Source organism: Agrobacterium sp. CCNWLW32 (assembly GCF_037083425.1).
In the GTDB taxonomy this organism is placed as follows: domain Bacteria; phylum Pseudomonadota; class Alphaproteobacteria; order Rhizobiales; family Rhizobiaceae; genus Agrobacterium; species Agrobacterium radiobacter.
The window spans coordinates 44,681-67,181 of record NZ_JBAOJM010000008.1 but is presented as its reverse complement, the minus strand read 5'-3'; the positions used below and the strand labels follow the sequence as shown (position 1 = coordinate 67,181).

Sequence of the window (22,501 nt, the reverse complement as noted above, 5' to 3'; positions counted from 1 at the left end):
TCGAAGCCCGGCAGGGCCGCTTACGAACCGTAGATCGGGAAGGCCTCGCAAAGTGCAGCAACCTCTCCCCGCACCTCGGCTTCGACCGCGGCATCCCCTTCGGCATTCGCCGCCAGCGCGTCGATGACACGTAAGATCAGCGCGCCGATCTGTTCGAATTCGGCCACGCCGAAACCGCGGGTGGTACCCGCCGAGCTTCCAAGCCTGACGCCCGAAGTGACGAAGGGCTTTTCCGGGTCGTTGGGAATGGCGTTCTTGTTGCAGGTAAGCCCCGCCCGCTCCAGAGCGATTTCGGCAACCTTGCCGGTCACGCCTTTCGGCCGCAGATCGACCAGCACCATGTGGCTGTCGGTTCCACCCGAGACGATGCCCAGACCACCCTTCGTCAGCACCTTTGCCAGCGCCTGCGCATTGGCGATGACCTGGCCGGCATAGTCGGAAAATTCCGGACGCAAGGCCTCGCCGAAAGCCACGGCCTTGGCGGCGATGACGTGCATCAGGGGGCCGCCCTGATTGCCGGGGAAGACGGCCGAGTTCAGCTTCTTCGCCAGATCGGCGTCATTGGTAAGGATCACGCCGCCGCGGGGGCCGCGCAGGGTCTTGTGGGTGGTGGAGGTGACGACATGGGCGTGCGGCACCGGGTTCGGATATTTGCCGCCGGCGATCAGACCGGCATAATGGGCCATGTCGACCATCAGATAAGCGCCGACTTCGTCGGCTATTCTGCGGAAGCCGGCAAAATCGATCTGGCGCGGATAGGCCGATGCGCCCGCCACGATCAGCTTCGGCTTGGTCTCCAGCGCCCGCGCCCGCACCTTCTCCATATCGATCAGATGTGTATCGGCATCGACCTCATAGGAGACGACATCGAACCACTTGCCGGACATCGTCACCGGCGAACCGTGGGTCAGGTGGCCGCCATGGGCAAGTGACATGCCCATGATCCGGTCGCCCGGCTGCAGCAGCGCCAGAAACACCGCCTGATTGGCCTGCGCGCCGGAATGCGGCTGCACATTGGCGAATTCTGCACCGAAGAGCTGCTTCAACCGGTCGATGGCGACCTGTTCGACCTTGTCGACAAATTCGCAGCCGCCGTAATAACGCTTGCCGGGATAGCCCTCGGCATATTTGTTGGTCAGCACCGAGCCTTGAGCCGCCAGAACATCGGCGGAAACGATGTTTTCCGAAGCGATGAGCTCGATCTGCGTTTTCTGGCGGTCGAGTTCCTCGGCGATGGCGTCAGCGATCACCGTGTCCGAAACGGTATTATGTGACAGGCGGTTGAGCATTGTTTTTTCCTCCCAGATCAAGCGATATCAGCCGCAAGTTCCTTGCAGCCGGTTTCAAGCAAATGGCCAAGATGCGACACGAAGCTGTTCCAGATATCCATGCGGAAACGGTTTTCCGCATCGCGCCAGAGCACCACGGTCACGCCGTCGAAAATCGTTCGGCGCGCCTCACCAATAGCAATGGTGTCGATATCGCGGGCGCAGCCCAGCGTCAGCAGTTCGCCAGCCTGTGGCCCCTCGATCGAGAGCGTCACTTCCCGGCCGGAAATATCGACGAGGCTGTGTGGGTGGCTGGCATAGACAGCGCCGCAGGCCGCAATCAGCCTGTCGGCTTCCCCTGTCGGAGCAAGGATCGTCCATTCGTCGGGACCGAGGCGCACGGCCTCGATTTCGCCTGCGGCGGAGCGGGTGCCGATCCGGTCGGGCAAGGCAAGGCCAAGGGCGGCGCTGAGCGGGGTGAGATCACCCCGGGCGCGTAGCGACAGCCGCGTCTGCACCGGCAGGATGCTGACCCGGGCCGCTTTGCTCTCGGCCAAAGTGCCGGAAACGAGGGAGGAAACGCGCATGTTCATTGTCATCTCCGGGTCAGATTTTCAGGCGGGTATTTTCGGGATCGACAAAGACCATCCCGGTGATTTTCGCGGCAATGGTGCGGTCCAGCATGGGGATGTAGACGGTCTCGCCCATCCGCTCATGGCCACCCTCCACCAGAGCCAGCGCGATGGGCTGGCCGGCGGCATCCGAGTGATAGGACGAGGTGACGTGGCCGACCATTTTCATCGGGATCGGCTGTTTCGGATCAAAGACGATCTGCGCGCCCTCTTCCAGCTTCGAGCGGTCTTCGGTCAGAAGGCCGACGAGATGACGGCGATCCTTGGCGACGAGATCGGGGCGGGCAAGGCCACGCTTGCCGACGAAATCCGGCTTGTTCTTGCCCACGGCCCAGCCCATCGCGGCGTCATAGGGCGTGACGGTACCATCGGTATCCTGACCGACGATGATGTAACCCTTTTCGGCACGCAGCACATGCATGGTCTCGGTGCCGTAAGGCGTGATGCCATATTGCTGGCCGGCCTCCCACAGGATTTCCCAGAGCTTGCGGCCGAGCGGTGCAGGGACATTGACCTCGAAGCCGATCTCGCCGGTGAAGCTGACGCGGAACAGCCGCGCCGGCATGCCGGCCACCGTGCACTCCACGCAGGACATATGCGGGAAGGCCTCTTCCGTCAGTTCGACGCCTTCCACCAGCGGCGCGAGCAGCTTTGCCGCGTTCGGGCCGTTCAGCGCAATGGTGGACCATTGTTCGGTCGTCGAGGTCAGCCAGACATTGAGATCCGGCCACTCCGTCTGGAGGTAATCCTCCATCATGTTCAGCACCCGGGCGGCGCCGCCTGTCGTGGTGGTGACGTGGAAACGGTCTTCGGTCATGCGGCCGATGACGCCATCGTCGCGAATGAAGCCGTCATCGCCGAGCAGCAGGCCATAACGGCAACGGCCGGCGGCGAGCTTCGTCCAGGGATTGGTATACATGCGGTTCATGAACTCGACCGCATCAGGCCCGACAACCTCGATCTTGCCGAGCGTCGAGGCGTCGAAAATGCCCACACTCTGGCGCACCGCCCGGCATTCACGGCCGACAGCCGCATCCATGTCTTCGCCCGGTTTAGGGAAATACCAGGCGCGACGCCATTGTCCGACCGGCTCGTAGACCGCGCCATGCGCCTCAGCCCACCCGTCGATCTGCGTCTTGCGCGTTACCTCGAAATGCGCGCCGCGGTGATAACCGGCGAAGGCTCCGAAGGTCGTCGGCGTATAGGGCGGGCGGAAGGTGGTGAGGCCGACCTGCGGCTGGCGTTTGCCGAGTGCTTCCGCCGCGATGTTGAGGCCGTTGATGTTGGACATCTTGCCCTGATCGGTCGCCATGCCGTTGGTGGTGTAGCGCTTGACGTGCTCTATGGAACGCATGCCCTCACGCACGGCGAGCCTCAGATCCTTGGCGGTCACATCGTTCTGGTAATCCACGAAAGCCTTGGCCTTGCCGGCATCACGGTCGCTCGGCAGTTCCGTGTGCGAGACGCCGCTGCCGGTGCGGTCATGTTCCACCACAAGAGCGGAAGGGTTGGCGGCCTTGCCGAGCACTGCTGCAACTTCGCGACCCCGTTCAGCACCGTCCTTCAGCGCCGCTTCGATGCCCCACAGCCCGCGTCCGGCCCCGGCAATCACGCAATCCTCGTTGGTGGCGGCAGGAAGGAAGGTAGTCCGCTCATCATCCCAGGCGATCTTGCCCTGCGTATGGGAAAAGAGATGCAGCGACGGCGTCCAGCCGCCGGACATCAGCACCGCATCGCAGGCGATTTCCTGTCCCGCACCGACCGACGCGCCACTAACCGGATTGACCCGGACTGACTTGACGCGCAGCCGCCCCGACGTCGCCGTGACCGTATGCGACAGCTTGACCGGAATGCCGAGCGCACGCGCCTCGTTCACCAGTTCTTCCCGCACCTTGGCGCGGGTATCGACAATTGCCTGAACGCGTGCGCCCGCGCCGTGAAGATCAAACGCCGCATACCAGGCGCTGTCATGGCTCGTCACCACCACCGGCCGGTTGCCGACCTTGACGCCATAGCGGTTGAGATAGGTCTGGGCGGCACCCGCGAGCATCACGCCCGGCCGGTCGTTGCCGTGGAAAACCTGCGGCTTTTCCAGTGCACCCTGCGCCAATACGACGTGACGCGCCCGAACGCGCCACAGGCGTTCGCGCGGCGTATCCTTCGGCACGGCCTCTAAATGGTCGGTCAACTTTTCGCAAAGGCCGATCATGTTCTGGTGGTAATAGGCGATGGCCGTCGTGCGGGTCATTACCTTGACGCCGCGCTCCTTCAGTGCCGTCAATTCATCCGCCAGCCAGTTCCATACGGGCTTGCCATCGATCTTCGCCTGCGGCTCCGACAGCAGCGTGCCGCCGGCTTCGGCATTTTCATCGACCAGCACGACCTTGAGACCATCGACCGCCGCCGCACGCGCCGCCGCCAGACCAGCCGGACCAGCGCCGACGATCAGCACATCGCAATGCAGGTTGCGCGAGGCATAGATATCCGGGTCTTCCTCGGTGGGGGAAACGCCGAGACCCGCGGCCGCGCGAATGAAGGGCTCATAGACCTTGTTCCAGAAACTCTTCGGCCACATGAAGGTCTTGTAATAGAAACCTGCTGAAAACAGCATATAGGCCATGTCGTTGACAGCGCCGATATCAAATTTCAGGCTCGGATATTTGTTCTGGGAGGTGGTTTCCAGCCCGTTCCAGATTTCCTGCACCGTGGCGCGGGTGTTCGGCTCAAAACGTCCTGCGCTGCGGCGGGTGCCGATCAGCGCATTCGGCTCTTCGGAACCCGCCGCCACCGGGCCGCGCGGGCGGTGGTATTTGAACGAGCGGCCCATGAGATGCACGCCATTGGCGAGAAGTGCCGAGGCGACCGTATCGCCCTTCACGCCGCGATAGGTCCTGCCATCGAAGGTAAAGCTGACCGAGCGGGTGGCATCCACACGGCCACGGCCGGAAACGCGATAGGAGTTCATTTCGACACCTCGGAACTGGCTGGTGCACGGGTCAGGGAAGAAAGTTCTGGACGCGGTTCACCCGCACGATAGGTCGTGAGGAAGCGGTCGCTCACCGTGTCACGCACGGCGTTGAAGAAGCGGCCGCAACCATGCAGATGCCGCCAGCGCTCGAAATGCGGGCCTTTCACGTTTTCGCGGATGAACAGGAATTCTTCCCATTGCTCATCGGTCTGCGACGAAGGATCGGCGGCGCGGGTAATATGGGCCTGCCCGGCATAGGTGAATTCGGCTTCGGGCAGCGTTTCATTGCAATAGGGGCAGCGGATCAAAAGCATGGGGTCGGCTCCTCAATGCGCCACCGCGGCGGCGGCGGCCTCGTCGATCAGGCGGCCGGTGCGGAAGCGTTCCAGCGTGAACGGCGCGTTGATCGGGTGCGGTTCGTTTTTGGCAATGGTCCAGGCGAAGGTGTGCGCAGCGCCCGGCGTGGCCTTGAAACCGCCCGTACCCCAGCCGCAATTGACGTAAAGCCCGTCAACCGGCGTCTTGCCGAGAATGGCCGAGCGATCCGGCGTCACATCGACGATACCGCCCCATTTGCGCAGCATCCGCATGCGATTGAAGATCGGGAAGATTTCGACGATGGCCGCAATCGTATGCTCGATCAGCGGCAGGCCGCCGCGCTGCGAATAGGATGTATATTGGTCCGTACCCGAACCGATAACCAGCTCGCCCTTGTCGGACTGGCTGATATAGGCGTGGACCGCATTCGACATGACAACGCAGGGGAAGATCGGCTTGATCGGCTCCGACACCAGCGCCTGCAAAGGATAGCTTTCGAGCGGCAGGCGCACGCCGGCCGTGTCCATAACAACTGAGGTGTGGCCGGCGGCGGAAACCGCGACCTTCTTCGCCTTGATGAAGCCCCTCGCCGTCTCGACACCAGCGACGGAGCCATCGGCATTGCGACGAATGGCGGTGACCGGGCAGTTCTGGATGATATCGACCCCACGGGCGGCAGCGCCGCGCGCATACCCCCAGGCGACGGCGTCGTGGCGCGCAGTGCCGGCACGTTCCTGAAGCGCACCGCCCATGACAGGATAACGCGCATTCGGCACAATGCTGAGCGGCGGGCAATATTCCTTGCATTCTTCCGGGGTGAGCCAGCGATTGTCCACACCGTTCAAACGGTTGGAATGGATATGACGCTTGAAGCTCTGCACATCGTGCACATTATGCGCCAGCATCAGCACGCCGCGCCTTGAATACATGACGTTGTAGTTCAGCTCCTGGCTCAAGTTCTCCCACAGATCGACGGCGTGATCGTAAAGACGGGCGCTCTCGTCATAGAGATAGTTCGAGCGGATGATCGTCGTGTTGCGGCCGGTATTACCGCCGCCGAGCCAACCCTTGTCGATGACGGCGACATTGGTGATGCCGTGCTGGCTGGCCAGATAATAGGCGGCACCCAAACCATGGCCGCCGGCGCCGACGATGACCACGTCATATTCGGCTTTCGGCTGGCTGTCCGGCCACTGCTCGTCCCAGTTCTTGTGGCCGGTCAGGGCATTCCGCAAAAGATTGAAAGCATTAAAACGCGTCATGAGCGGACCCGATGGTTGGAAAATCTCGTGTCGTAAACGCTATGAGCATTTGCCGCGCCCCGGCTGGACAATCGCGTCTGTTTGCATGAATATTTGCGTCATGACCTCACACCGCGCCAGAAAACGCCTCAGCGTCGCCTTCCTGCTTGCCGACCGCTTCACGCTGTCAGCCTTTGCGAATTTCGTTGATGTGCTGCGTCTTGCCGCCGACGAGGCGGACCGTTCCCGGCCTATCCTGTGTGAGTGGTCGGTGCTCTCGGCAACGCTGGGCAGCGTGCAATCGAGCTGCGGCGTGAAGGTGCAGCCGGATACACGGCTGATGGACGCCGGGCATTACGACTATATCGTCGTTGTCGGCGGCTTGATCAGCGATCACAGCGCCCTGCCGCAGGAAGCGCTGCGGTTCCTGAAAGACCGGGCGGCGGCGGGCATTCCCATCGTCGGGCTCTGCACCGGTGTCTTCATTCTGCATGAAGCGGGCCTGCTTGATGGTTATCGCTGCTGCGTGAGCTGGTTCCACCATCAGGATTTTCTCGACCGTTTCGATACCGTCCAGATGATCTCCGACCAGATTTTCGTCATCGACCGTGACCGGCTGACCTGTTCCGGTGGTCACGGCGCAGCCCATCTGGCGGCTTTCCTCGTCGAGCGCCATGTCGGCCAGTCCGCCGCCATCAAAAGCCTCAACATCATGATGATCGACAGCGCGCTGAGCGGCGAAAAACCCCAGCCCGGCCAGCAGAGCGCGCGAAAGGCCAATGATCCTCTGGTCAAAAAAGCGATCCTGCGGATGCAGCAGAATATCGAGGTTCCGAAAACAGTGCTGGAACTGGCGAACGACCTTGGCCTTGGCCGCCGCAGCCTCGAACGGCGTTTCCTCACCGACCTGAACGCGACGCCGTCCAAGGTCTATCTCGAGCTTCGGCTGGACCGTGCGCTCTCCCTCCTGCGCACCACGCATGACCCGATCACCCAGATTGCGCTCGCCACCGGTTTCTGCGACGCGCCGCATCTTTCTCGCACGCTGCGAACCGAGCGCGGTTTCACGCCCAGCGAATATCGCAAGACGCAGGCCGGCCACACAGCGACTGACGAGGAATTCGCCGTCGGCGTGCTGCTTCCGCAAGCCTGAAATATGTTGCCGCGGCCTAGGAACCCGCAGTCATAAAGGTCAGCCGGGTGAAAGCCGTATAATTGGATTCCGACACCATCAGGGCGGCGAAGACAAGCACGAGGACCGGTGGGAGCAGGATGACGTAGATCAAGACGAGCCGTTCCCAGGCCAGATGCATGAAAATCGCGATGATCAGCCCCGCCTTCAGCAGCATGAATACGATGATCAAAGACCATCGGGGATAGCCCTGAATGCCGAGATAATCGACCATATAGGAGAACGTGCTGAGAACAAAAAGCAGTCCCCAGGCCACCATATAAAGTCTTATCGGATGCTGCTGTGATTGTTCCTGTGCCATGATGCCATCCTCACTCACCACAGATAGAAGAATGCAAAGATGAAGACCCACACCAGATCGACGAAGTGCCAATAAAGCCCCATGATCTCGACGACCTCGTAGTGCCCCTTGCGGCTGGTGAAAAATCCCCGCCTTTCCTGATCGAAATCTCCCCGCCATACCTTGCGCGCGATGATGAGGAGGAACAGCACGCCTATCGAGACATGGGTGCCGTGAAAGCCCGTGATCATGAAGAACGTCGAACCGAATTGCGCCGCACCCCATGGGTTTTCCCAGGGACGCACGCCTTCCTCGATCAGTTTCGTCCATTCGAATGCCTGCATTCCGACGAATGTCGCGCCAAGGAGGGCCGTTACCACCATCAGCGCCGCGGTTTTGCGACGGTCACGGCGGTATCCGAAGTTGACGGCCATGGCCATCGTGCCGCTGCTGCTGATGAGGACGAAGGTCATGATGGCAATCAGGATCAGCGGGATATCCTTGCCGCCAATCGTCAGCGCAAAAACCTCGCTCGGATTGGGCCAGGCGACGGTGGTCGACATGCGCGCGGCCATATAGGCCAGGAGGAAACAGCCGAAAATGAAGATGTCGCTGAGGATGAAGATCCACATCATCGCCTTGCCCCAGGAGACGTTCTTGAACGCCCGCTGGTCCGATGACAGATCGGCGGCAACGCCGCGCATTCCCGTGGGGCGCAGATGCGGATCGCTTGCTGGCCTTTCCATGGATGCGGTCATGATCGACACTCCTTAGAGGATTTCCAGTAAAAGTACGTAGCGTCCGGAAAATCTGATGCTTAGATAAAACTTAGAGCGGCGGGACCTGCTCCGGTTCATCTCCCGCCGCTCTAGCTGACCAATTGACGGCATAGATCGACAAAACTATTCGCCCAGCCGGCGAAGAGCGCAAAAAGGATCAGCCACACCACCAGCATGAAATGCCAGTAGATGGCGCACAGCTCCACGCTCAGGAGCATCCTTGCCAACAAGGGCTCGCTGCGGGCGCGGATTGCGGTGCGTCCAAGCACACAGAGCCCGCCCACTATATGCAGGCCGTGCAGCCCGGTGATCATGTAAAAGAAGCTGTTCGATGGGTTATCCGCCAGCACATAGCCTGCGGAGGTGAGTTGCCACCACGCCAGAAACTGCCCGGCAACGAAGAGAACGGCCGTCGCAAAGGCTGCCGCGAGAGCCATATTCAGCCTGTCGCGGCGACCGGCGCCGGCTTCGGTTTTCGCCCATTGCAGCGCCAGACTACTAGCGGCAAGCGTCGCAGTATTGGCCCATAACAGCCCGGGAATGGGGATGCCCCACCAGTCCGCGCCGCCCATGCGGCCGAGATAGGCGCTGATGAGCAGCGTGAACAGCGCGCCCACGACACCCAGAAAAATGCCGAGCCCAAGTTTCGCTATTGTCGCCGACGATCCCTGCATCTGCGGTGCATCGCCTGCCACCCCCACTTCCAGCCATGGCTTTGAAGTGAGCCGCTGCCCCGCCATCCACCAGGCGATGATGCCGGCAATACCCGCCATGAAGATGAGAATGGCGATCATGACAGGGCCCTCTCCGACGGCCCGGCCGCAGCCGGCTGGTTTTGCGGCAGGAAGTCCTCATCCGCGCCGGGCACGCTGTAGTCATAAGGCCAGCGATAGACGACCGGCAGCTCCTTGCCCCAGTTTCCATGAACGGGCGGGGTCTGCGGCGTTTGCCATTCCAGTGTCGTCGCCCGCCACGGATTGCCGCCCGCCTGTTTGCCCCAGCGAAGGCTCCAGGCGAGATTGAACAGGAACAGCAGTTGTGCGGCGCCAACAACCAGTGCTGCAACGGAGATGAACATGTTCAGCGTGTGTGCCGAGGGCGGAATGAAAGCGGCCTCGCCCAGTTCGTAATAACGGCGCGGCACGCCCATCAGGCCGAGATAATGCATCGGGAAGAAGATGGCGTAAGCGCCGAGAAAGGTGATCCAGAAGTGGATATGCCCCATCGCCACGTTCAGCATGCGGCCCGTGACTTTGGGATACCAATGGTGGATCGCGCCGAAAATCACCATGATCGGCGCGACCCCCATCACCATATGGAAATGCGCGACGACGAACATCGTATCCGAAAGCGGAACGTCTACGACGACATTGCCGAGGAAAAGACCGGTCAATCCGCCATTGATGAATGTGACGATGAAGGCGAGCGCAAACAGCATCGGCAAGTTCAGATGGATATCGCCGCGCCAGAGCGTCAGCACCCAGTTATAGACCTTGATCGCCGTCGGCACGGCGATGATCAGCGTCGTGGTCGCGAAAAAGAAGCCGAAATTCGGGTTCATGCCGCTGACATACATATGATGCGCCCAGACGACGAAGCTCAGCGCCGCGATGATGACGATCGCCCAGACCATCATCCGGTAACCGAAGATGTTCTTGCGTGCATGGGTGCTGATGAGATCCGAGACGATGCCGAAGGCCGGAAGTGCCACGATATAGACTTCCGGATGGCCGAAGAACCAGAACAGATGCTGGAAGAGGATGGGACTGCCGCCCTCCTGTTTCAGCTGTTCGCCCATCTCGACGATGGCGGGCATGAAGAAGCTCGTGCCGAGCAGCCGGTCGAACAACATCATGACGGCGGCAACGAGAAGCGCCGGGAAGGCGAGCAGCGCCATGGCGGTTGCCGTGAATATGCCCCATATCGTCAGGGGCATGCGCATCAACGTCATGCCGCGCGTGCGCCCTTGTAGCACCGTGACGACGTAATTCAGCCCGCCCAGGGTAAAGCCGATGATGAACAGGATCAGCGAGGACAACATCAGGATGATGCCCCAGTCGCGCCCGCCCGGCGTTCCCGATAAAAGCGCCTGCGGCGGATAGAGCGTCCAGCCAGCGCCCGTCGGCCCGCCAGGCGCGAAGAAACCGGCGACCAGCACGAGGACCGCGAGCAGGTAGAGCCAGTAGCTCAGCATGTTCGCATAGGGAAACACCATGTCGCGCGCGCCGAGCATCAGCGGGATCAGATAATTGCCGAAACCGCCGAGAAACAGCGCGGTAAGCAGGTAAATCACCATGATCATGCCGTGCATGGTGATGAACTGATAATAATGTTCCGCGTCGATGAAAGAGAAATAACCGGGAAAGCCGAGTTGCAGGCGCATCAACCAGGATAGCACCAGCGCCACCATGCCGATTGCCGTCGCGGTCAGGAAATATTGAATGGCGATGATCTTGGCATCCTGGCTGAAGACATATTTCGTCCACCAGCTTTTCGGGTGATAAAGCTCGACATCCTCGACCTCAGCGGGCTGGATGACCTGCCCCGCGCCGGATCCAATCTCGACCATCTTCCGTCCTCCCTGTTTCCTCCGACGCGGCTTTTCCGTTCAACGACGCATGGCGCTCATCTGGCTGCCGACTTTTCCGCCAAAGCGAGCGATTTCGAGAAAGTCGGTTGCTGCTGTAGCCAGGCCTGATAGTCAGCCTCGGTATCGACGACGACGGTGCCGCGCATCTGCGGATGGCCGACGCCGCACAATTCCGCGCAGAGAACCTCGAAGGTTCCTGTCCGCGTCGGGGTGAACCAGTAGTAGGTGACCGAACCGGGGATCATGTCCATCTTGGCCCGGAACTCCGGCACGTAGAAATCATGCACCACGTCAACCGCGCGCAGCAGCATCTTCACCGGCCTGCCGGCGGGTAAATGCAACTCGCCGCCTTCAACGATGACATCGTCCATTCCGGCGGGGTCGTTTCTGTTCAAACCGAGCGGATTGTCCGGCGCAATGGCGCGCGTGTCGGCCCGTCCGAGCCGGCCGTCCGCGCCGGGCAGCCGGAAACTCCATTGCCATTGCTGACCGACGACTTCCACCTCGCTGGCGCCATCAGGCACGGTCACGAACTGGTTCCACACGAAGAGGCCCGGCAGGAGCATGGCAGCCACCCCGACCCCGGTTCCTCCAGCAAGCCACCCCTCCAGGCGCTTGTTTTCAGGCTGGTATGCCGCCCGGTTTCCCGTGCGATGCCTGAAACGGAACACGCAATAGGCGACGAACAACACGATGGCCGAAAAAACGAAACCGGTGATCCAGAAGGTGATGATGATCGTATTGTCGATATAGCTCCAGTTGGAGGCAATCGGCGTCCACCACCAAGGGCTCAGCAGGTGGAATACGATCGATCCCACCACCAGCAGAACGAGAACCACAACGACAGCCATCGTCTCCTCCCCTGACACGGCCGCGACTATTTCTACAATCCTATCGCGAAACGTATTAGCATTATCTCATGAACAGTTCGGGCGAGCAATTGCGGCAACAGCAGCAGTTCGCCCCTCATTCGGCCCTATCCTGCCGATCCACCCCGGCGAGAAACAGCTCTTCAGCTCGCATCATTTCGCTACTTGGAGTATTGCTTCAGATAGGCGATGAGATTGGTGATGTCGGTGTCGTCCTTCACCCCGACAAAGGCCATTTTTGTGCCCTTCACCTTCGCCTTGGGGTCGTGCAGATAATCGCGAAATGATGTCTCGTCCCATACCAGCCCGGCCTTGCCCGCATCCTGCATCGCCTGCGAATAGGCGAAATTCGGATGGGTGCCGGCGGCTCTGCCGAACAGGCCGTTCAGTGAAGGTCCGACCTTGTTCTGGTCGGTTTCGGCGACATGACAAATGCCGCATTTTTTGAAAACGGTGGCGCCGGCGGCAGGGTCCCCCTCCTGTGCGTGCGCATCAAGCGGAAGGGTCGTGGCGAAAAGCAGACAGATGGCAAGAAAACGATACGACATGGCATCCTCACGCGCTCCATCGCAATCCCGGCCGCAACGGCTCCCTTAGGAGAGCCGCAACAGCGGGAAGGATGATCGACAGCTAGATTTCCGTTATGGGTTCAAGGCATACGGTTTGGATAAACGGGGACGATCAATTTCCGATAGAGGTGCCAGGTTGCATGTCCGAGGATGGGCATGATGACTGCAAGGCCGACGAAAACCGGGATTGTGCCGACGACGAGCAGCGCCGCGACGATCAACCCCCAAAGCGCAACTGGAACCGGATTGGCGAGCGTGGCGCGTATGCTCGCATCCACCGCCGCGACTGCGCCGACATCCCGGTCAAGCATCAGCGGGAACGCCACCACCGTTGTCGCCAGCACAATGACCGCGAAAACGAAACCGGCAAGATTCCCCCAGATTATCAGGGAAAGTCCCTCCGGGGTGGTCAGCACGTCTGACAGAAAGGTTGAGAGTGAAGCCGGACCGGCCGCATCGAACGTCGTGGTGTAGAGGTGCTGCGCCACAATCAGCCAGAGGGCGAAAAGCACGAACAGCATGACGGCGACCGCGATAATCGACGGCAGGGCCGGAGAGTGTCGAACCTCCAGCGCATGACGCCAGGAGCTATCCAACCCCTGCTCACGTCGTCGGCTGATTTCATAAAGACCGATGGCGGCGATCGGACCGATCAGCGCAAAACCTGACATCAAGGGATAAATCAGCGGCAGCAGATTGGCGCCGGAACTCCACATGACCAGAAAAACACCCGCAATCGGATACATAAGACAGAGAAAGACATAATGGGACGGCTTCTCTTTGAAGTCATCAAGTCCCAACTTCAATGCATCGACAATATCCGCGAAACCAATCTTGCGGACTTCGGGGCGAGTAAATTCACCGGTCGCACCGGCCATGACATGGAATGCCGTCATAGCACTTCTCCTCCTGCGCCATGATCCGGCTGGCGGCGTGGAAACGCCTGGAGACTTTATCCGCGCGTCAAACCGCAACCGGCTAAATTGTAATTTATCAAATCCGGGCGCCTTTGTCGCCTGTTCTTTAAATTAGAGAAATTAGATGCTCGTCGTCAGCGCGACCGGGGGCAACGCCGGTCCTCCGAAGACAATCCCGCCGGGGGGCTCCTCGCACCGGCAAGCTGGCCAGCCATGGAGGAAAACACCTCCACCGGTAGAGGCTGATCCGCTTCTTCATTTTTTTTCTTGAAAGGCGCCTAGCTTGCGAGCGCGAGGACAGAATGCTGATCGGCCGTATCAAAGGCGTGAATGGGGCCCGTCCGAGCATAATTCAAAACGAATTCAGTCTTCGGCGCATCCTTCTCTTTCACCGAGATCATAGATGCGTCCGGTGAGCCAGGCGGGCCAGTCCCGTTCAAAGAAGGATTTCTTGCTTTCATCGAAGACGCGGTTGGGACGCGTCGATGTCGCCATATCCTCACCTTCGAGCCTGACGACGATCTGCTCGCTTCGATGGTCGTCTTTCTCCCTGCGAAAGCGGAATTGATGCAAGGGTCCCGCATTGACGTTCGGAACCAGTTCACCGTCAGCATCGCAGATCGCGCGTGCGCCTCGGCTGCCGCCGCCATCGCGAATGAAGTAATCCAACGCCGTGAGCACGGCCTCGGACGCAATCGCCATCTGTTGCCACTGAACGGCGCGAACCGCCTCGGCAGCCCGTCCGTAAGCAATCCCGTTCGAGCGGATCGTCGCATTGAGCGAACGCGCCCCGGCAAGCGCCTGCGAAACGCTTTCGGCATCGCATATCATCCCCGCCTTATCGCTCATGCGGGACTGGATTTCGGTGCGGATGTTCTTGGCGGACAGGCGACTATCCTCCTTCAGAATGGCGAGAAGGTCATTGATGCCCGCTAATGCCGCCGCCTCAATATTTGCCGATGACGGGGATTTCGCGCGGCGACTTGCGCCGATATGTTCGGCCGCGCGTGTGCCGAATACCTGCCCGGCATTCAGCGCCGCACCACCCGGACGTGTCACACCATGCGTACCTGCGGCCTCGCCGACAGAATAGCAGCCCGTCAGGTTGGTCCGCCCCCAGGTATCGACCATGATGCCGCCGTTCATGTGCTGGTTGTTCACCGCAAATTCCAGCGGCTCGCTGGCGATGTCGATCTTGTAGCGCCGGTAGAGTTCGATCGCGAGCGGGTTCATATGCTTCAACCGGTCGATCGGCCGTTCCTTCATCGCGCCGGCGTTTTCGATGTAGCTGCTGACGTCTGCGTCGAGACGGTCAAGGCTGAACGGAAGATCGCCGGGCACCGCCAGCGGATTGCGATTGAAGTCCATAAAGACCCGCCGCCCGGCCGCCGACTCGCGGAAGATCGCAAGGTCGACCAGACTTGAACCGAAATCGAGCATACGGGTCGAATGGAAGGGCCATTGATAGCCCTTTCGGAAAATGTTGGAGGCCATTTCCTGCGTATTGCGATAGTAGTCCGCCAGAAAATGATGCTCTTTGCCCCCGGCATCCAGCGAATAAATATGCGGGATGGCCTGAACATAGGTTCCCGACAGGTTCCAGGGAAATCCCTCCCGTCGGGTGCCTATACCGAACTGGCTTTCCGTGAGGTTGACGAGGTCTATCCCCGCCTCCAGCGCCAGCCCCAGAGAACCAAAACAGCCATTGGGATAAACGCTGTCGCGATAAAGCTCGCCCGGTCCGCCGGCTGCAAGCACAATCACCGGACACACGAAGAGAGCAATCCCGAACGGGTTGGTATCGCTGCGCTCATGGGGCTGCATGGCGAGGACGCCGACGACCCGTCTTTCGTCATTCAAACCTTCGGTCAGTATTTTGACGACGGTGGTATGATTGTGAAACGGGATATCCAGACGGATCGCTTCATCCGCAAGCACCTTGACCATCAGCCGCGATGTGCGGGGGCCGCAACTGGTCGCCCGGCCGACTTCGTCGTGGTCGGTCTGATATCGCAGCGTCCCGCCCAGCGGGTCCTGCGGCAGGGGCAGCCCGAGGAATTGCAGGGAGGCCATCATGCGCGCCGATCCCACCGCCTCGACATAGGCGGTATCCTCATCCATGGCGCCGCCGCTGCGGATGGCGCGCGCCATTGCCTTGAAGTTGTCGCCCTGATCGGCCGTGTTCGCGGTGTGGAGCGTTTGTTTGTCGGATCCGGAACAGGCGGATGTCCCACCCCACGCGCTCTGGCTGAGGATGACGACGTCATCGCCGCGCCGCTTCATTTCCACCGCAGTCCGCAGCCCGGCGGCACCGGAGCCGACCACGACGCAGCCGGCGCGATGAACCGGGACATCGATGCCACCGAGCACGATCATCTCCTTGGGACCGGGCGCTTTCGGCAAACGCGGCATGTTCACATCCGTGAGCGCGTCAAGAATATGCTGCGGGACGGTCGCGTCCATGAGCGTTGTACTCCTCGTAAATTGCCTTGCAGGCTTCGTCTCGGGTTCGCATCAAGACCGCCTGATCGCGGAATGACTATCGAACCTGCGCGCGCGCCCTTGGACGCGTTTCATTGCGTTCGTGCGAGAAAATCGCCGGTGCAAGGGGGGCAAGTCCTCTTATCAGGTCCGCGCCCTTCTCTCCGACCATGATCGTCGGCGCATTGGTGTTGCACGAGGGAACGCGCGGCATGACGGAGGAATCGCAGACGCGCAGTCCTTCAAGACCGTGTACCTTGAGATCAAGGCCGACGACTGATTCCCGTCCGTTGCCCATCTTGCAGGTGCCGACGGGATGGTGATCGGTCTTGGCATTCGCGCAGCCGTATTCGAAAAGCTCATCATCCGTCATGACCTTGGGGCCGGGCAGACGTTCCGCCATGATGTATGGCTTCAACGCCGCCTGCTGGAATATCTCGCGGGCGATCTTGAGACCTTCCAGTGACATCTTCCGGTCATGGGGATCGGACCAGTAATTGGGATCGATCAACGGCGCGGCGGCCGGATCGGAGGATGACAGCCGCACGGTTCCGCGCGATCTGGGATGAAGATAGGCGGAATTCAGCGTGACCCCGGCGTTTTTCAGCCGCTCCACGCCCGCCTCGATACCCGACCCCAATCCCAGATGGAACTGGATATCCGGCGAGCGCGCGTCCGGGTCCGCATACCAGAAACCGCCCGTTTCAAACAGCGAGGAGGCAACCGGGCCGGTGCGGAACAGAATATATTCAAGCCCCGCCCATATCGTCCGGTGAAGTTTGGCGACGCCGTCATAGGTATGGTCGCCGGTGCATTCGGCAATCACGAAAAGATCGAGATGATCCTGCAGGTTCGAACCGACGCCGGGCAGGTCATGCAGCACCTTCACGCCCACGGATTTCAGATGGTCCGCCGGGCCGATACCCGATTGCTGCAGGAGCTTGGGGGAGCCGATCGCGCCGGAAGAGACGAGGACTTCCCGTTCGGCGCGGATGATTTCCGAGCCGGATTTTCCGACAACCTCGACCCCTATGGCGCGTTTTCCTTCCAGAACGATGCGGGAGACGCGTGCGCCGAGTTTGATCGTCAGGTTCTTGCGATGCCGGATCGGGTTGAGATAGGCGAGTGATGCGGACGACCGGCGCCGGTTGCGCTGCGTGAGCTGATAGAAGCCGACGCCGGCCTGCTGCCGGCCGTTGAAATCGTGATTATAGGGCATGCCGAGTTCCTGGCCTGCTCGAATGTAAGCATCGCAGATGGGCAGGGCCGAAACCGGCATCGAGACGCCAAGCGGTCCGCCATAGGAATGATAGTCGTCGGCGAAACGCTGATTGTCTTCGGCGCGTTTATAATAGGGCAGGATGTCGCGATAGCTCCAGCCTTCACAGCCATCCTCGGAGACCCATGTGTCGTAATCGGCCGCATTGCCGCGCGTATAAAGCTGGGCATTGATCGATGAGCCGCCGCCCAGCACCTTGGCCTGGGTGTACCGCAACACCCTGCCCTTCATGTGCTTTTGCGGCACCGTCTCCCAACCCCAGCTCGCCACGCCTTTGGTCATTTTGGCAAAACCGGCCGGCATGTGGAAAAGCGGATTCCAGTCCCCTCCACCGGCTTCGAGCAGCAGGACGTTGACATCGGGGTCTTCGCTCAAACGGTTTGCAAGCACACATCCTGCGGGGCCGGCACCGGTGATAATATAGTCGAAACGCATCGAACTATCCTGTTACACTTGAGTAATCTGATGGCCGCCATCGGCATAAAGCGGCATCGCGGCCATGAAATGCGGGGTCGTCAGCCTCATGGGGCGAGGTCCTCCGTCGAGATATGATGGGCAACCCTCAGCGCCTGGCTCGCAATGGTGAGCGCCGGATTGACGGCTGCCGACGTCGGCAGAAAGCTGGCATCGACAACGAAAAGATTGCGGTGGTCATGGGAACGGCAGAAGGGGTCGAGCGGTGCAGCCGCCGGGTCGTTGCCCATGCGGATCGTGCCGCACTGATGCGACGGCGTGCGTTTATCGAAAGGTTTCGACAAGACGATCGGGAAACCGACCGATTTGAGGATGCCTTTGAGTTTCGCAACCAGCGCCAGATGAGCGTCCCAGTTGGTTCGCCGCCAGTGGAGAACGATGCGGTTTCCGTCAACCATTATCCGGCTGTCGGGATGAGGAATGTCTTCGCTCATGGCGTAGAAATCGATCGCGTGTCCGGTCAGTTGCCGGAGCAACCATTCCGGCACGCGGGGCATTGCCCCCTTCAAGATCGCCGGAGAAATCTTGCCGAGCAGTTGGACGTTGCCAAGAGGCGGCCCGCCCTCACCGTCGGACAGATAGAAGTCATTGAAGCCGAATGTCTTTTGATAGACGGCCGTGTTGCGGAAGCTTGGCGACACGGCAATTACAGCCGACGAATTGTGGTTCATGAAGTTTCGCCCGACCTGATCGGAGGAATTCGCAAGACCCTTCGGATATCGTTCATCCGCCGAGCGGAGCAGCAGCACGGCCGACTGCACGGCTCCCGCAGACAGGATCACCAGTTTTGCCGTATCCGAGCGGGCCTCGCCGTGCTTTTCATAATGGACGCGCTCGATGTTGCCGCTCTGTCCCGCCTCAAGTCTGGTTAACTTAGCGGAGGTTTCGATTTTGACGTTCGGATATTCGAGAGCTTTTAGGAGCGCCGCAGTCTCCGCATCCATCTTGCCATCGCGAGAATTTGGATGGGCATCCCACGGTGTCCGGCCTTTCGAGAGCCATTTTTCGATATCGATGGCAAGCGGCAGGGAGAAGGGATGCAGGCCTTTCGCCTTCAGGCGTGCCCGGACATCCGCCACCGGCGGCTCGTCCGCAACGGGGGAAAATGAATATGCTGCGGAATGTTCAGGTTCGGTCGGGTCCGCGCCCAGCTCGCCGCGAACCTGATACATCGCCTCCGCCTTGCTGTACCATGGCTCCAGCTCCTCGTAAGGAAACGGCCATGCGGGAGACACGCCTTGCGGCAGCCATGCCCATAAAGCGCGGCCTGCTGATCGACAATGGAAACGCGGATGGGCGTTGCCTCAACCGCGCCAAAACCGCGATCGACAGGACCGATCAGGGGCAGGCAATCCATCGGCACGCCGTGAAGCGCGCAGAGTTCAGGGCTCCAGTCTCCGGTTGAAAGATCGAGCAGCCCCGTGCGCGACGCCGTCGCAAGGTCCGTGCGGTAAGCGCCCGTCAGCCGGTCCAGAAAGAACGCATCGGTGGTGCCCAGCCGCAAACGCCCTGCGGCCCTTGCCTGCGCCACTGCCGGATTGTGCCTGACCAGCCAGGCCAGTTTGCTGGCCGAAAAATAGGGATCGAGCGGCAGCCCGCAAATCTCTTTCGAACGATTTGTCGCCGAGGGCGGCAGGGCGGCCAGCGCTTCGGTGGTCCGGGCATCTTGCCAGACGATGACCGGCGACAACGCCTCACCGCTCACGGCATCCCACGCCAGACAACTCTCGCCCTGATTGGCGACGGCGATGGCCTCCACCGGTCCGGCGGCAGCCAGCACCGCGCGAATATTGCGCAGCAGTTCTTCCGGATCATGTTCCACATGGCCGGCGGCCGGGTAAAATTGCGCGTGACGCCGGCTGGCCACGACCTCCGCCGTGCCGCTATCGCTCACCACAAGGCACCGGGTCGATGTCGTCCCCTGATCGATCGCCGCAATGCGCATCAATTGGTCTCCCGAAAGTGAAAGGCAATCTGGCTCGCTTCAAACGCAGCGCCGGGAATGGGCACCAGCACACGGCGTTCAGGGCGCCACCGGCCGGTCTTGCTCCACACTTCCGTTCCGTCGAGACGAAGCGAAAGCCGGCCTTGAACGCGTCTGGTGAAACGAAGCTGAAAATCGCGAAATGCCGGTCTATCGAGTCCACCCGGCCGGAACATGGCTGGAACCGCCAGTTTGAGCGGATCGGCGAAGGCAACGGGAACCCCCGGCGCGTTGCAGGGTTCCCGGGCGAGATCGTCAGCCACCGACGCGCCAACGCGGCGGCCTTCGCGAAACGCCCAGCCGCCCGTTTCCACGGCTCGCAAGACATTCCCGCTGGCGAAGAAAATCGGATTGGCCATCCGTCCGTCCTGATCGATCAGCGGCCCGGCACTGCCTGCCGCAACATCCACGGGGGATGCATTGAGAAGCGCTGCCTCAGGTGTGAATCGCCCGGTGAGCAGAACACCGTCGCATTGAACGGTCAGGATGCGGCCATCCGCCAGACGGATATCGGCCTCCTCGACACGGTCACGCCCGCGAATATCCGTGAGTGTCGCACCACAATGAAAGGGCACCCCGACCAGTCGCGGAAACCAATGAAAAGGCGACCGCGCCAGCGGATGAGGCTCCGGCTCGATCATCGCGACCGGTCGGGCGCGATGGGTGAGGCAGGTCAGAAGTGCGGAAAAGGAAACCAGCTCCGAACCGATGATCAACGGCCGGCGAAAGGGCATGATACCGTGAAAGGCGACATAGGATTGCAGCGTGCCAGTAGTGACCACGCCCACCGGACGGTCGCCGGGCAGAAGCCGCACGGAGCGTGGTTTTTCCCGTGCGCCGGTCGCCAGCACGATGCGTCTAGCCTTCAGCGTCTCGACGCCACGCGCCGATGTCACCAGCAGCGCGCCATCCTGCCCGAGTTCCACCACGGAATGACCGGTGCGGATATCGATACCCGCCTCCTGTGCTTGCCGCTGCAGGTGTTGTGCATAGGCGGGGCCGAAATAGACCCGTCCGAATTCGCGCATGCCGAAGGGCGAATGCAGGCAATGCCGGGTCGCGCCGCCAAGGGCCGGCTCGCGGTCGAGGATCATCACACGGGCGATACCGCGCGCTTTCAGTTCCAGCGCCGCAGCCACGCCCGCCGGGCCGCCGCCAACCACGATTGCATCTGCATTCTCAGCGTTTGGATGCTCTCGTTGAAAGGACTCCACGGCGCTCATCGGTCGTCTCCCTCCCGAACGGCAAGCGGGGTTGCCAGACGGTCGCCCGTCATCGCTGCCAGCCGGGCGTTGCAATAAAAGCCCTGGCAGCGGCCCATGCCGGCCCGCGTGCGTCGCCGCAGCCCGCCGAAATCACCGGGCGGCACCGGGCTTAAAAATGTCGCCTCGATCTCGCGGCGGGTGACGAGTTCGCAATGACAGACGATTTCGCCGTGATCGGCGCGCTGCCAGTCCCGCTCACAGGTTTCGGTCAGGTTGGGCATCGTCACTTCGGGGACTGATGGCGGCGGGGCAAACCTCCTACCGAAACCCTCGTGGAGCGTCAAAGCATGCTGCGCCAGCCCGAGTGCTGCGCTGAGACCCGTGGAACGCACCCCGCCGAGCGTGATGGCGCGCCGCTCGGGCCGCGCGGAAATCCGGTAATGTTTCTTTTCGGAGGCCGGCCGCAGACCGGCATAAACGGCGGTTACAGAAACAGAGGCCAGCGCCGGAACGATCTCCGCGCCGCGCTCCAGCAACGCTTCCAGCGTCGCCGTTTCGACAGTCGCACGCTCGCGGTCGTCCTGCTCTTCCGCCGTCGGCCCGACGAGAACATTGCCGAAGGCGGTGGGGCACACCACGATGCCCTTGGTGATTTCGGTGGGAACAGGCAGAACGATGCGCGGCACATGCCGACGGGCAGCCTTGTCAAGCACGACGAACTGCCCCTTGCGGGGCTTGATGGTGAATTCGGGCGGAAGCCCCAGACGCGCATCGACGATATCGCCGAACAGACCGGCGGTATTGACGACGCTCGTGGCAAGGATAGCGCCCGCCATCGTCTCGATCCGCCACGCACGGTCGAACACACCGGACAGAACCTCCGCGTTTCGCACCAGCCGCGCGCCCAGCGCCACCGCCTGCGTGAGATAGCCAAGCGGGGCGGACCACGGATCAATGATATGTTCGCCCGGAACGTCGAGCGCGGCGACAAGGCGCTCGGACAGGCCCGGCATGGTTTCACGGGCCTGTCCGGCCGTGACGAGCTCAAGTCCGGCAATGCCGTTGCGCCGCCCCTGATCGGCGATTGCCTGCAGTTTTTCCGCCTCGTCCGGGTTCCAGGCGCAGACGAGCGCGCCGGTTTCAACGAGGCTAAGGCCCATCTGCCCATGAATGGAAAGATATTCCGCCCGGCCTGCCTTCACCAGTTCCAGTTCCAGACTGCCTTCCGGCGCATCGAAGCCGGTATGGAGGATGGCGCTGTTGGCCTTGGAGGCGCCGGAGAGGATATCGGGGCCTTTTTCGATGACCACCACCTTCGCACCGGCCAGCGCGAAACGGCGGGCGACCGCGCAACCGACCACACCGGCGCCAATGACGGCAACGTCGAATTCCGTGGAGGGGGTCTGAGCCATGGGCTTCCCTTTGCCTTCGTCCTTCAAAGCGAAATCAACAGGC

17 protein-coding genes and 2 pseudogenes are annotated in these 22,501 nt (G+C 61.2%); 1 reads left to right on the top strand and 18 read right to left on the bottom strand.

The genetic code is table 11. From position 1 onward, the window contains the following. Nucleotides 1-20: 20 nt before the first annotated feature. The 5 genes from glyA to V6R85_RS17245 are packed head-to-tail and all read right to left on the bottom strand — an operon-like array spanning nucleotide 21 to nucleotide 6,448. Nucleotides 21-1,289 carry a serine hydroxymethyltransferase gene (gene glyA, locus V6R85_RS17265; protein WP_080864576.1) on the bottom strand — a complete coding sequence of 423 codons (1,269 nt, stop codon included), beginning with the start codon at nucleotides 1,287-1,289 and terminating at the stop codon, nucleotides 21-23. 17 nt (nucleotides 1,290-1,306) lie between these two features. Further along, nucleotides 1,307-1,861: a sarcosine oxidase subunit gamma gene (locus V6R85_RS17260; protein ID WP_162690428.1), complete on the bottom strand. Its 555-nt coding sequence runs from the start codon at nucleotides 1,859-1,861 to the stop codon at nucleotides 1,307-1,309. Between the two features lie 13 nt (nucleotides 1,862-1,874). After that, nucleotides 1,875-4,865 carry a sarcosine oxidase subunit alpha gene (locus tag V6R85_RS17255; RefSeq protein WP_336377090.1) on the bottom strand — a complete coding sequence of 997 codons (2,991 nt, stop codon included), beginning with the start codon at nucleotides 4,863-4,865 and terminating at the stop codon, nucleotides 1,875-1,877. Beyond that, nucleotides 4,862-5,182 (bottom strand): sarcosine oxidase subunit delta, encoded by a 321-nt coding sequence (locus V6R85_RS17250; protein WP_003504489.1) that lies wholly within the window; start codon nucleotides 5,180-5,182, stop codon nucleotides 4,862-4,864. Before V6R85_RS17250 ends, V6R85_RS17255 begins: the two co-directional genes overlap by 4 nt. 12 nt (nucleotides 5,183-5,194) lie before the next feature. Continuing rightward, nucleotides 5,195-6,448, bottom strand: coding sequence for a sarcosine oxidase subunit beta family protein (locus tag V6R85_RS17245; RefSeq protein ID WP_020813015.1), 1,254 nt, complete (start codon nucleotides 6,446-6,448; stop codon nucleotides 5,195-5,197). Nucleotides 6,449-6,533: 85 nt separating this feature from the next. Here V6R85_RS17245 and V6R85_RS17240 point away from each other — a divergent pair, with 85 nt between their 5' ends. Continuing rightward, nucleotides 6,534-7,580, top strand: a complete 1,047-nt coding sequence (locus tag V6R85_RS17240) for a GlxA family transcriptional regulator (protein WP_020813016.1) — start codon at nucleotides 6,534-6,536, stop codon at nucleotides 7,578-7,580. A 16-nt stretch (nucleotides 7,581-7,596) separates the two neighbouring features. Here the strand turns inward: V6R85_RS17240 and V6R85_RS17235 are convergent, their stop codons facing one another. From V6R85_RS17235 to V6R85_RS17175, 13 genes and pseudogenes are all read right to left on the bottom strand, one after another. Continuing rightward, complete coding sequence (locus tag V6R85_RS17235) at nucleotides 7,597-7,920, bottom strand: cytochrome C oxidase subunit IV family protein (RefSeq protein ID WP_020813017.1); 324 nt, start codon at nucleotides 7,918-7,920, stop codon at nucleotides 7,597-7,599. A gap of 14 nt (nucleotides 7,921-7,934) precedes the next feature. After that, a complete protein-coding gene (locus V6R85_RS17230) occupies nucleotides 7,935-8,657 on the bottom strand; it encodes a heme-copper oxidase subunit III family protein (RefSeq protein ID WP_020813018.1) in 723 nt (240 codons plus the stop codon). 110 nt (nucleotides 8,658-8,767) lie between these two features. Beyond that, complete coding sequence (locus V6R85_RS17225; protein WP_020813019.1) at nucleotides 8,768-9,472, bottom strand: cytochrome c oxidase subunit 3; 705 nt, start codon at nucleotides 9,470-9,472, stop codon at nucleotides 8,768-8,770. After that, on the bottom strand, nucleotides 9,469-11,247 hold the full coding sequence (locus V6R85_RS17220) for a cbb3-type cytochrome c oxidase subunit I (protein ID WP_111791298.1): 1,779 nt from the start codon (nucleotides 11,245-11,247) through the stop codon (nucleotides 9,469-9,471). The genes V6R85_RS17225 and V6R85_RS17220 overlap by 4 nt, the downstream gene beginning before the upstream one ends. Before the next feature lie 56 nt (nucleotides 11,248-11,303). Further along, nucleotides 11,304-12,119 (bottom strand): cytochrome c oxidase subunit II, encoded by an 816-nt coding sequence (locus V6R85_RS17215; RefSeq protein ID WP_020813021.1) that lies wholly within the window; start codon nucleotides 12,117-12,119, stop codon nucleotides 11,304-11,306. 179 nt (nucleotides 12,120-12,298) lie between these two features. Next, a complete protein-coding gene (locus V6R85_RS17210) occupies nucleotides 12,299-12,685 on the bottom strand; it encodes a c-type cytochrome (protein WP_020813022.1) in 387 nt (128 codons plus the stop codon). 101 nt (nucleotides 12,686-12,786) lie between these two features. Beyond that, entirely contained in the window at nucleotides 12,787-13,602 is an 816-nt protein-coding gene (locus V6R85_RS17205; RefSeq protein WP_020813023.1) for a DUF2189 domain-containing protein, read from the bottom strand. Nucleotides 13,603-13,986: 384 nt separating this feature from the next. After that, the gene (locus tag V6R85_RS17200) at nucleotides 13,987-16,086 is read right to left on the bottom strand and encodes an FAD-dependent oxidoreductase (RefSeq protein ID WP_020813024.1); all 2,100 of its coding nucleotides are present in this window, start codon (nucleotides 16,084-16,086) and stop codon (nucleotides 13,987-13,989) included. Between the two features lie 76 nt (nucleotides 16,087-16,162). Next, a complete protein-coding gene (locus tag V6R85_RS17195; RefSeq protein ID WP_111792884.1) occupies nucleotides 16,163-17,818 on the bottom strand; it encodes a GMC family oxidoreductase in 1,656 nt (551 codons plus the stop codon). Between the two features lie 86 nt (nucleotides 17,819-17,904). Next, nucleotides 17,905-19,098, bottom strand: a pseudogene (locus V6R85_RS17190) (GMC oxidoreductase); the annotation flags it as partial. Continuing rightward, nucleotides 19,092-19,802: pseudogene (locus V6R85_RS17185) on the bottom strand (FGGY family carbohydrate kinase); the annotation flags it as partial. The pseudogenes V6R85_RS17185 and V6R85_RS17190, both read right to left, overlap by 7 nt. Further along, on the bottom strand, nucleotides 19,802-21,064 hold the full coding sequence (locus tag V6R85_RS17180; RefSeq protein WP_020813036.1) for an NAD(P)/FAD-dependent oxidoreductase: 1,263 nt from the start codon (nucleotides 21,062-21,064) through the stop codon (nucleotides 19,802-19,804). The pseudogene V6R85_RS17185 and the gene V6R85_RS17180, both read right to left, overlap by 1 nt. Continuing rightward, nucleotides 21,061-22,458, bottom strand: coding sequence for an NAD(P)/FAD-dependent oxidoreductase (locus V6R85_RS17175; RefSeq protein WP_031234479.1), 1,398 nt, complete (start codon nucleotides 22,456-22,458; stop codon nucleotides 21,061-21,063). The genes V6R85_RS17180 and V6R85_RS17175 overlap by 4 nt, the downstream gene beginning before the upstream one ends. Nucleotides 22,459-22,501: the final 43 nt, after the last annotated feature.

Bases quoted from the DNA above. Each gene is read 5' to 3' on its own strand.
- glyA (WP_080864576.1), bottom strand. From the start codon at position 1,289: ATGCTCAACCGCCTGTCACATAATACCGTTTCGGACACGGTGATCGCT.
- V6R85_RS17260 (WP_162690428.1), bottom strand. From the start codon at position 1,861: ATGAACATGCGCGTTTCCTCCCTCGTTTCCGGCACTTTGGCCGAGAGC.
- V6R85_RS17255 (WP_336377090.1), bottom strand. From the start codon at position 4,865: ATGAACTCCTATCGCGTTTCCGGCCGTGGCCGTGTGGATGCCACCCGC.
- V6R85_RS17250 (WP_003504489.1), bottom strand. From the start codon at position 5,182: ATGCTTTTGATCCGCTGCCCCTATTGCAATGAAACGCTGCCCGAAGCC.
- V6R85_RS17245 (WP_020813015.1), bottom strand. From the start codon at position 6,448: ATGACGCGTTTTAATGCTTTCAATCTTTTGCGGAATGCCCTGACCGGC.
- V6R85_RS17240 (WP_020813016.1), top strand. From the start codon at position 6,534: ATGAATATTTGCGTCATGACCTCACACCGCGCCAGAAAACGCCTCAGC.
- V6R85_RS17235 (WP_020813017.1), bottom strand. From the start codon at position 7,920: ATGGCACAGGAACAATCACAGCAGCATCCGATAAGACTTTATATGGTG.
- V6R85_RS17230 (WP_020813018.1), bottom strand. From the start codon at position 8,657: ATGACCGCATCCATGGAAAGGCCAGCAAGCGATCCGCATCTGCGCCCC.
- V6R85_RS17225 (WP_020813019.1), bottom strand. From the start codon at position 9,472: ATGATCGCCATTCTCATCTTCATGGCGGGTATTGCCGGCATCATCGCC.
- V6R85_RS17220 (WP_111791298.1), bottom strand. From the start codon at position 11,247: ATGGTCGAGATTGGATCCGGCGCGGGGCAGGTCATCCAGCCCGCTGAG.
- V6R85_RS17215 (WP_020813021.1), bottom strand. From the start codon at position 12,119: ATGGCTGTCGTTGTGGTTCTCGTTCTGCTGGTGGTGGGATCGATCGTA.
- V6R85_RS17210 (WP_020813022.1), bottom strand. From the start codon at position 12,685: ATGTCGTATCGTTTTCTTGCCATCTGTCTGCTTTTCGCCACGACCCTT.
- V6R85_RS17205 (WP_020813023.1), bottom strand. From the start codon at position 13,602: ATGACGGCATTCCATGTCATGGCCGGTGCGACCGGTGAATTTACTCGC.
- V6R85_RS17200 (WP_020813024.1), bottom strand. From the start codon at position 16,086: ATGGACGCGACCGTCCCGCAGCATATTCTTGACGCGCTCACGGATGTG.
- V6R85_RS17195 (WP_111792884.1), bottom strand. From the start codon at position 17,818: ATGCGTTTCGACTATATTATCACCGGTGCCGGCCCCGCAGGATGTGTG.
- V6R85_RS17180 (WP_020813036.1), bottom strand. From the start codon at position 21,064: ATGAGCGCCGTGGAGTCCTTTCAACGAGAGCATCCAAACGCTGAGAAT.
- V6R85_RS17175 (WP_031234479.1), bottom strand. From the start codon at position 22,458: ATGGCTCAGACCCCCTCCACGGAATTCGACGTTGCCGTCATTGGCGCC.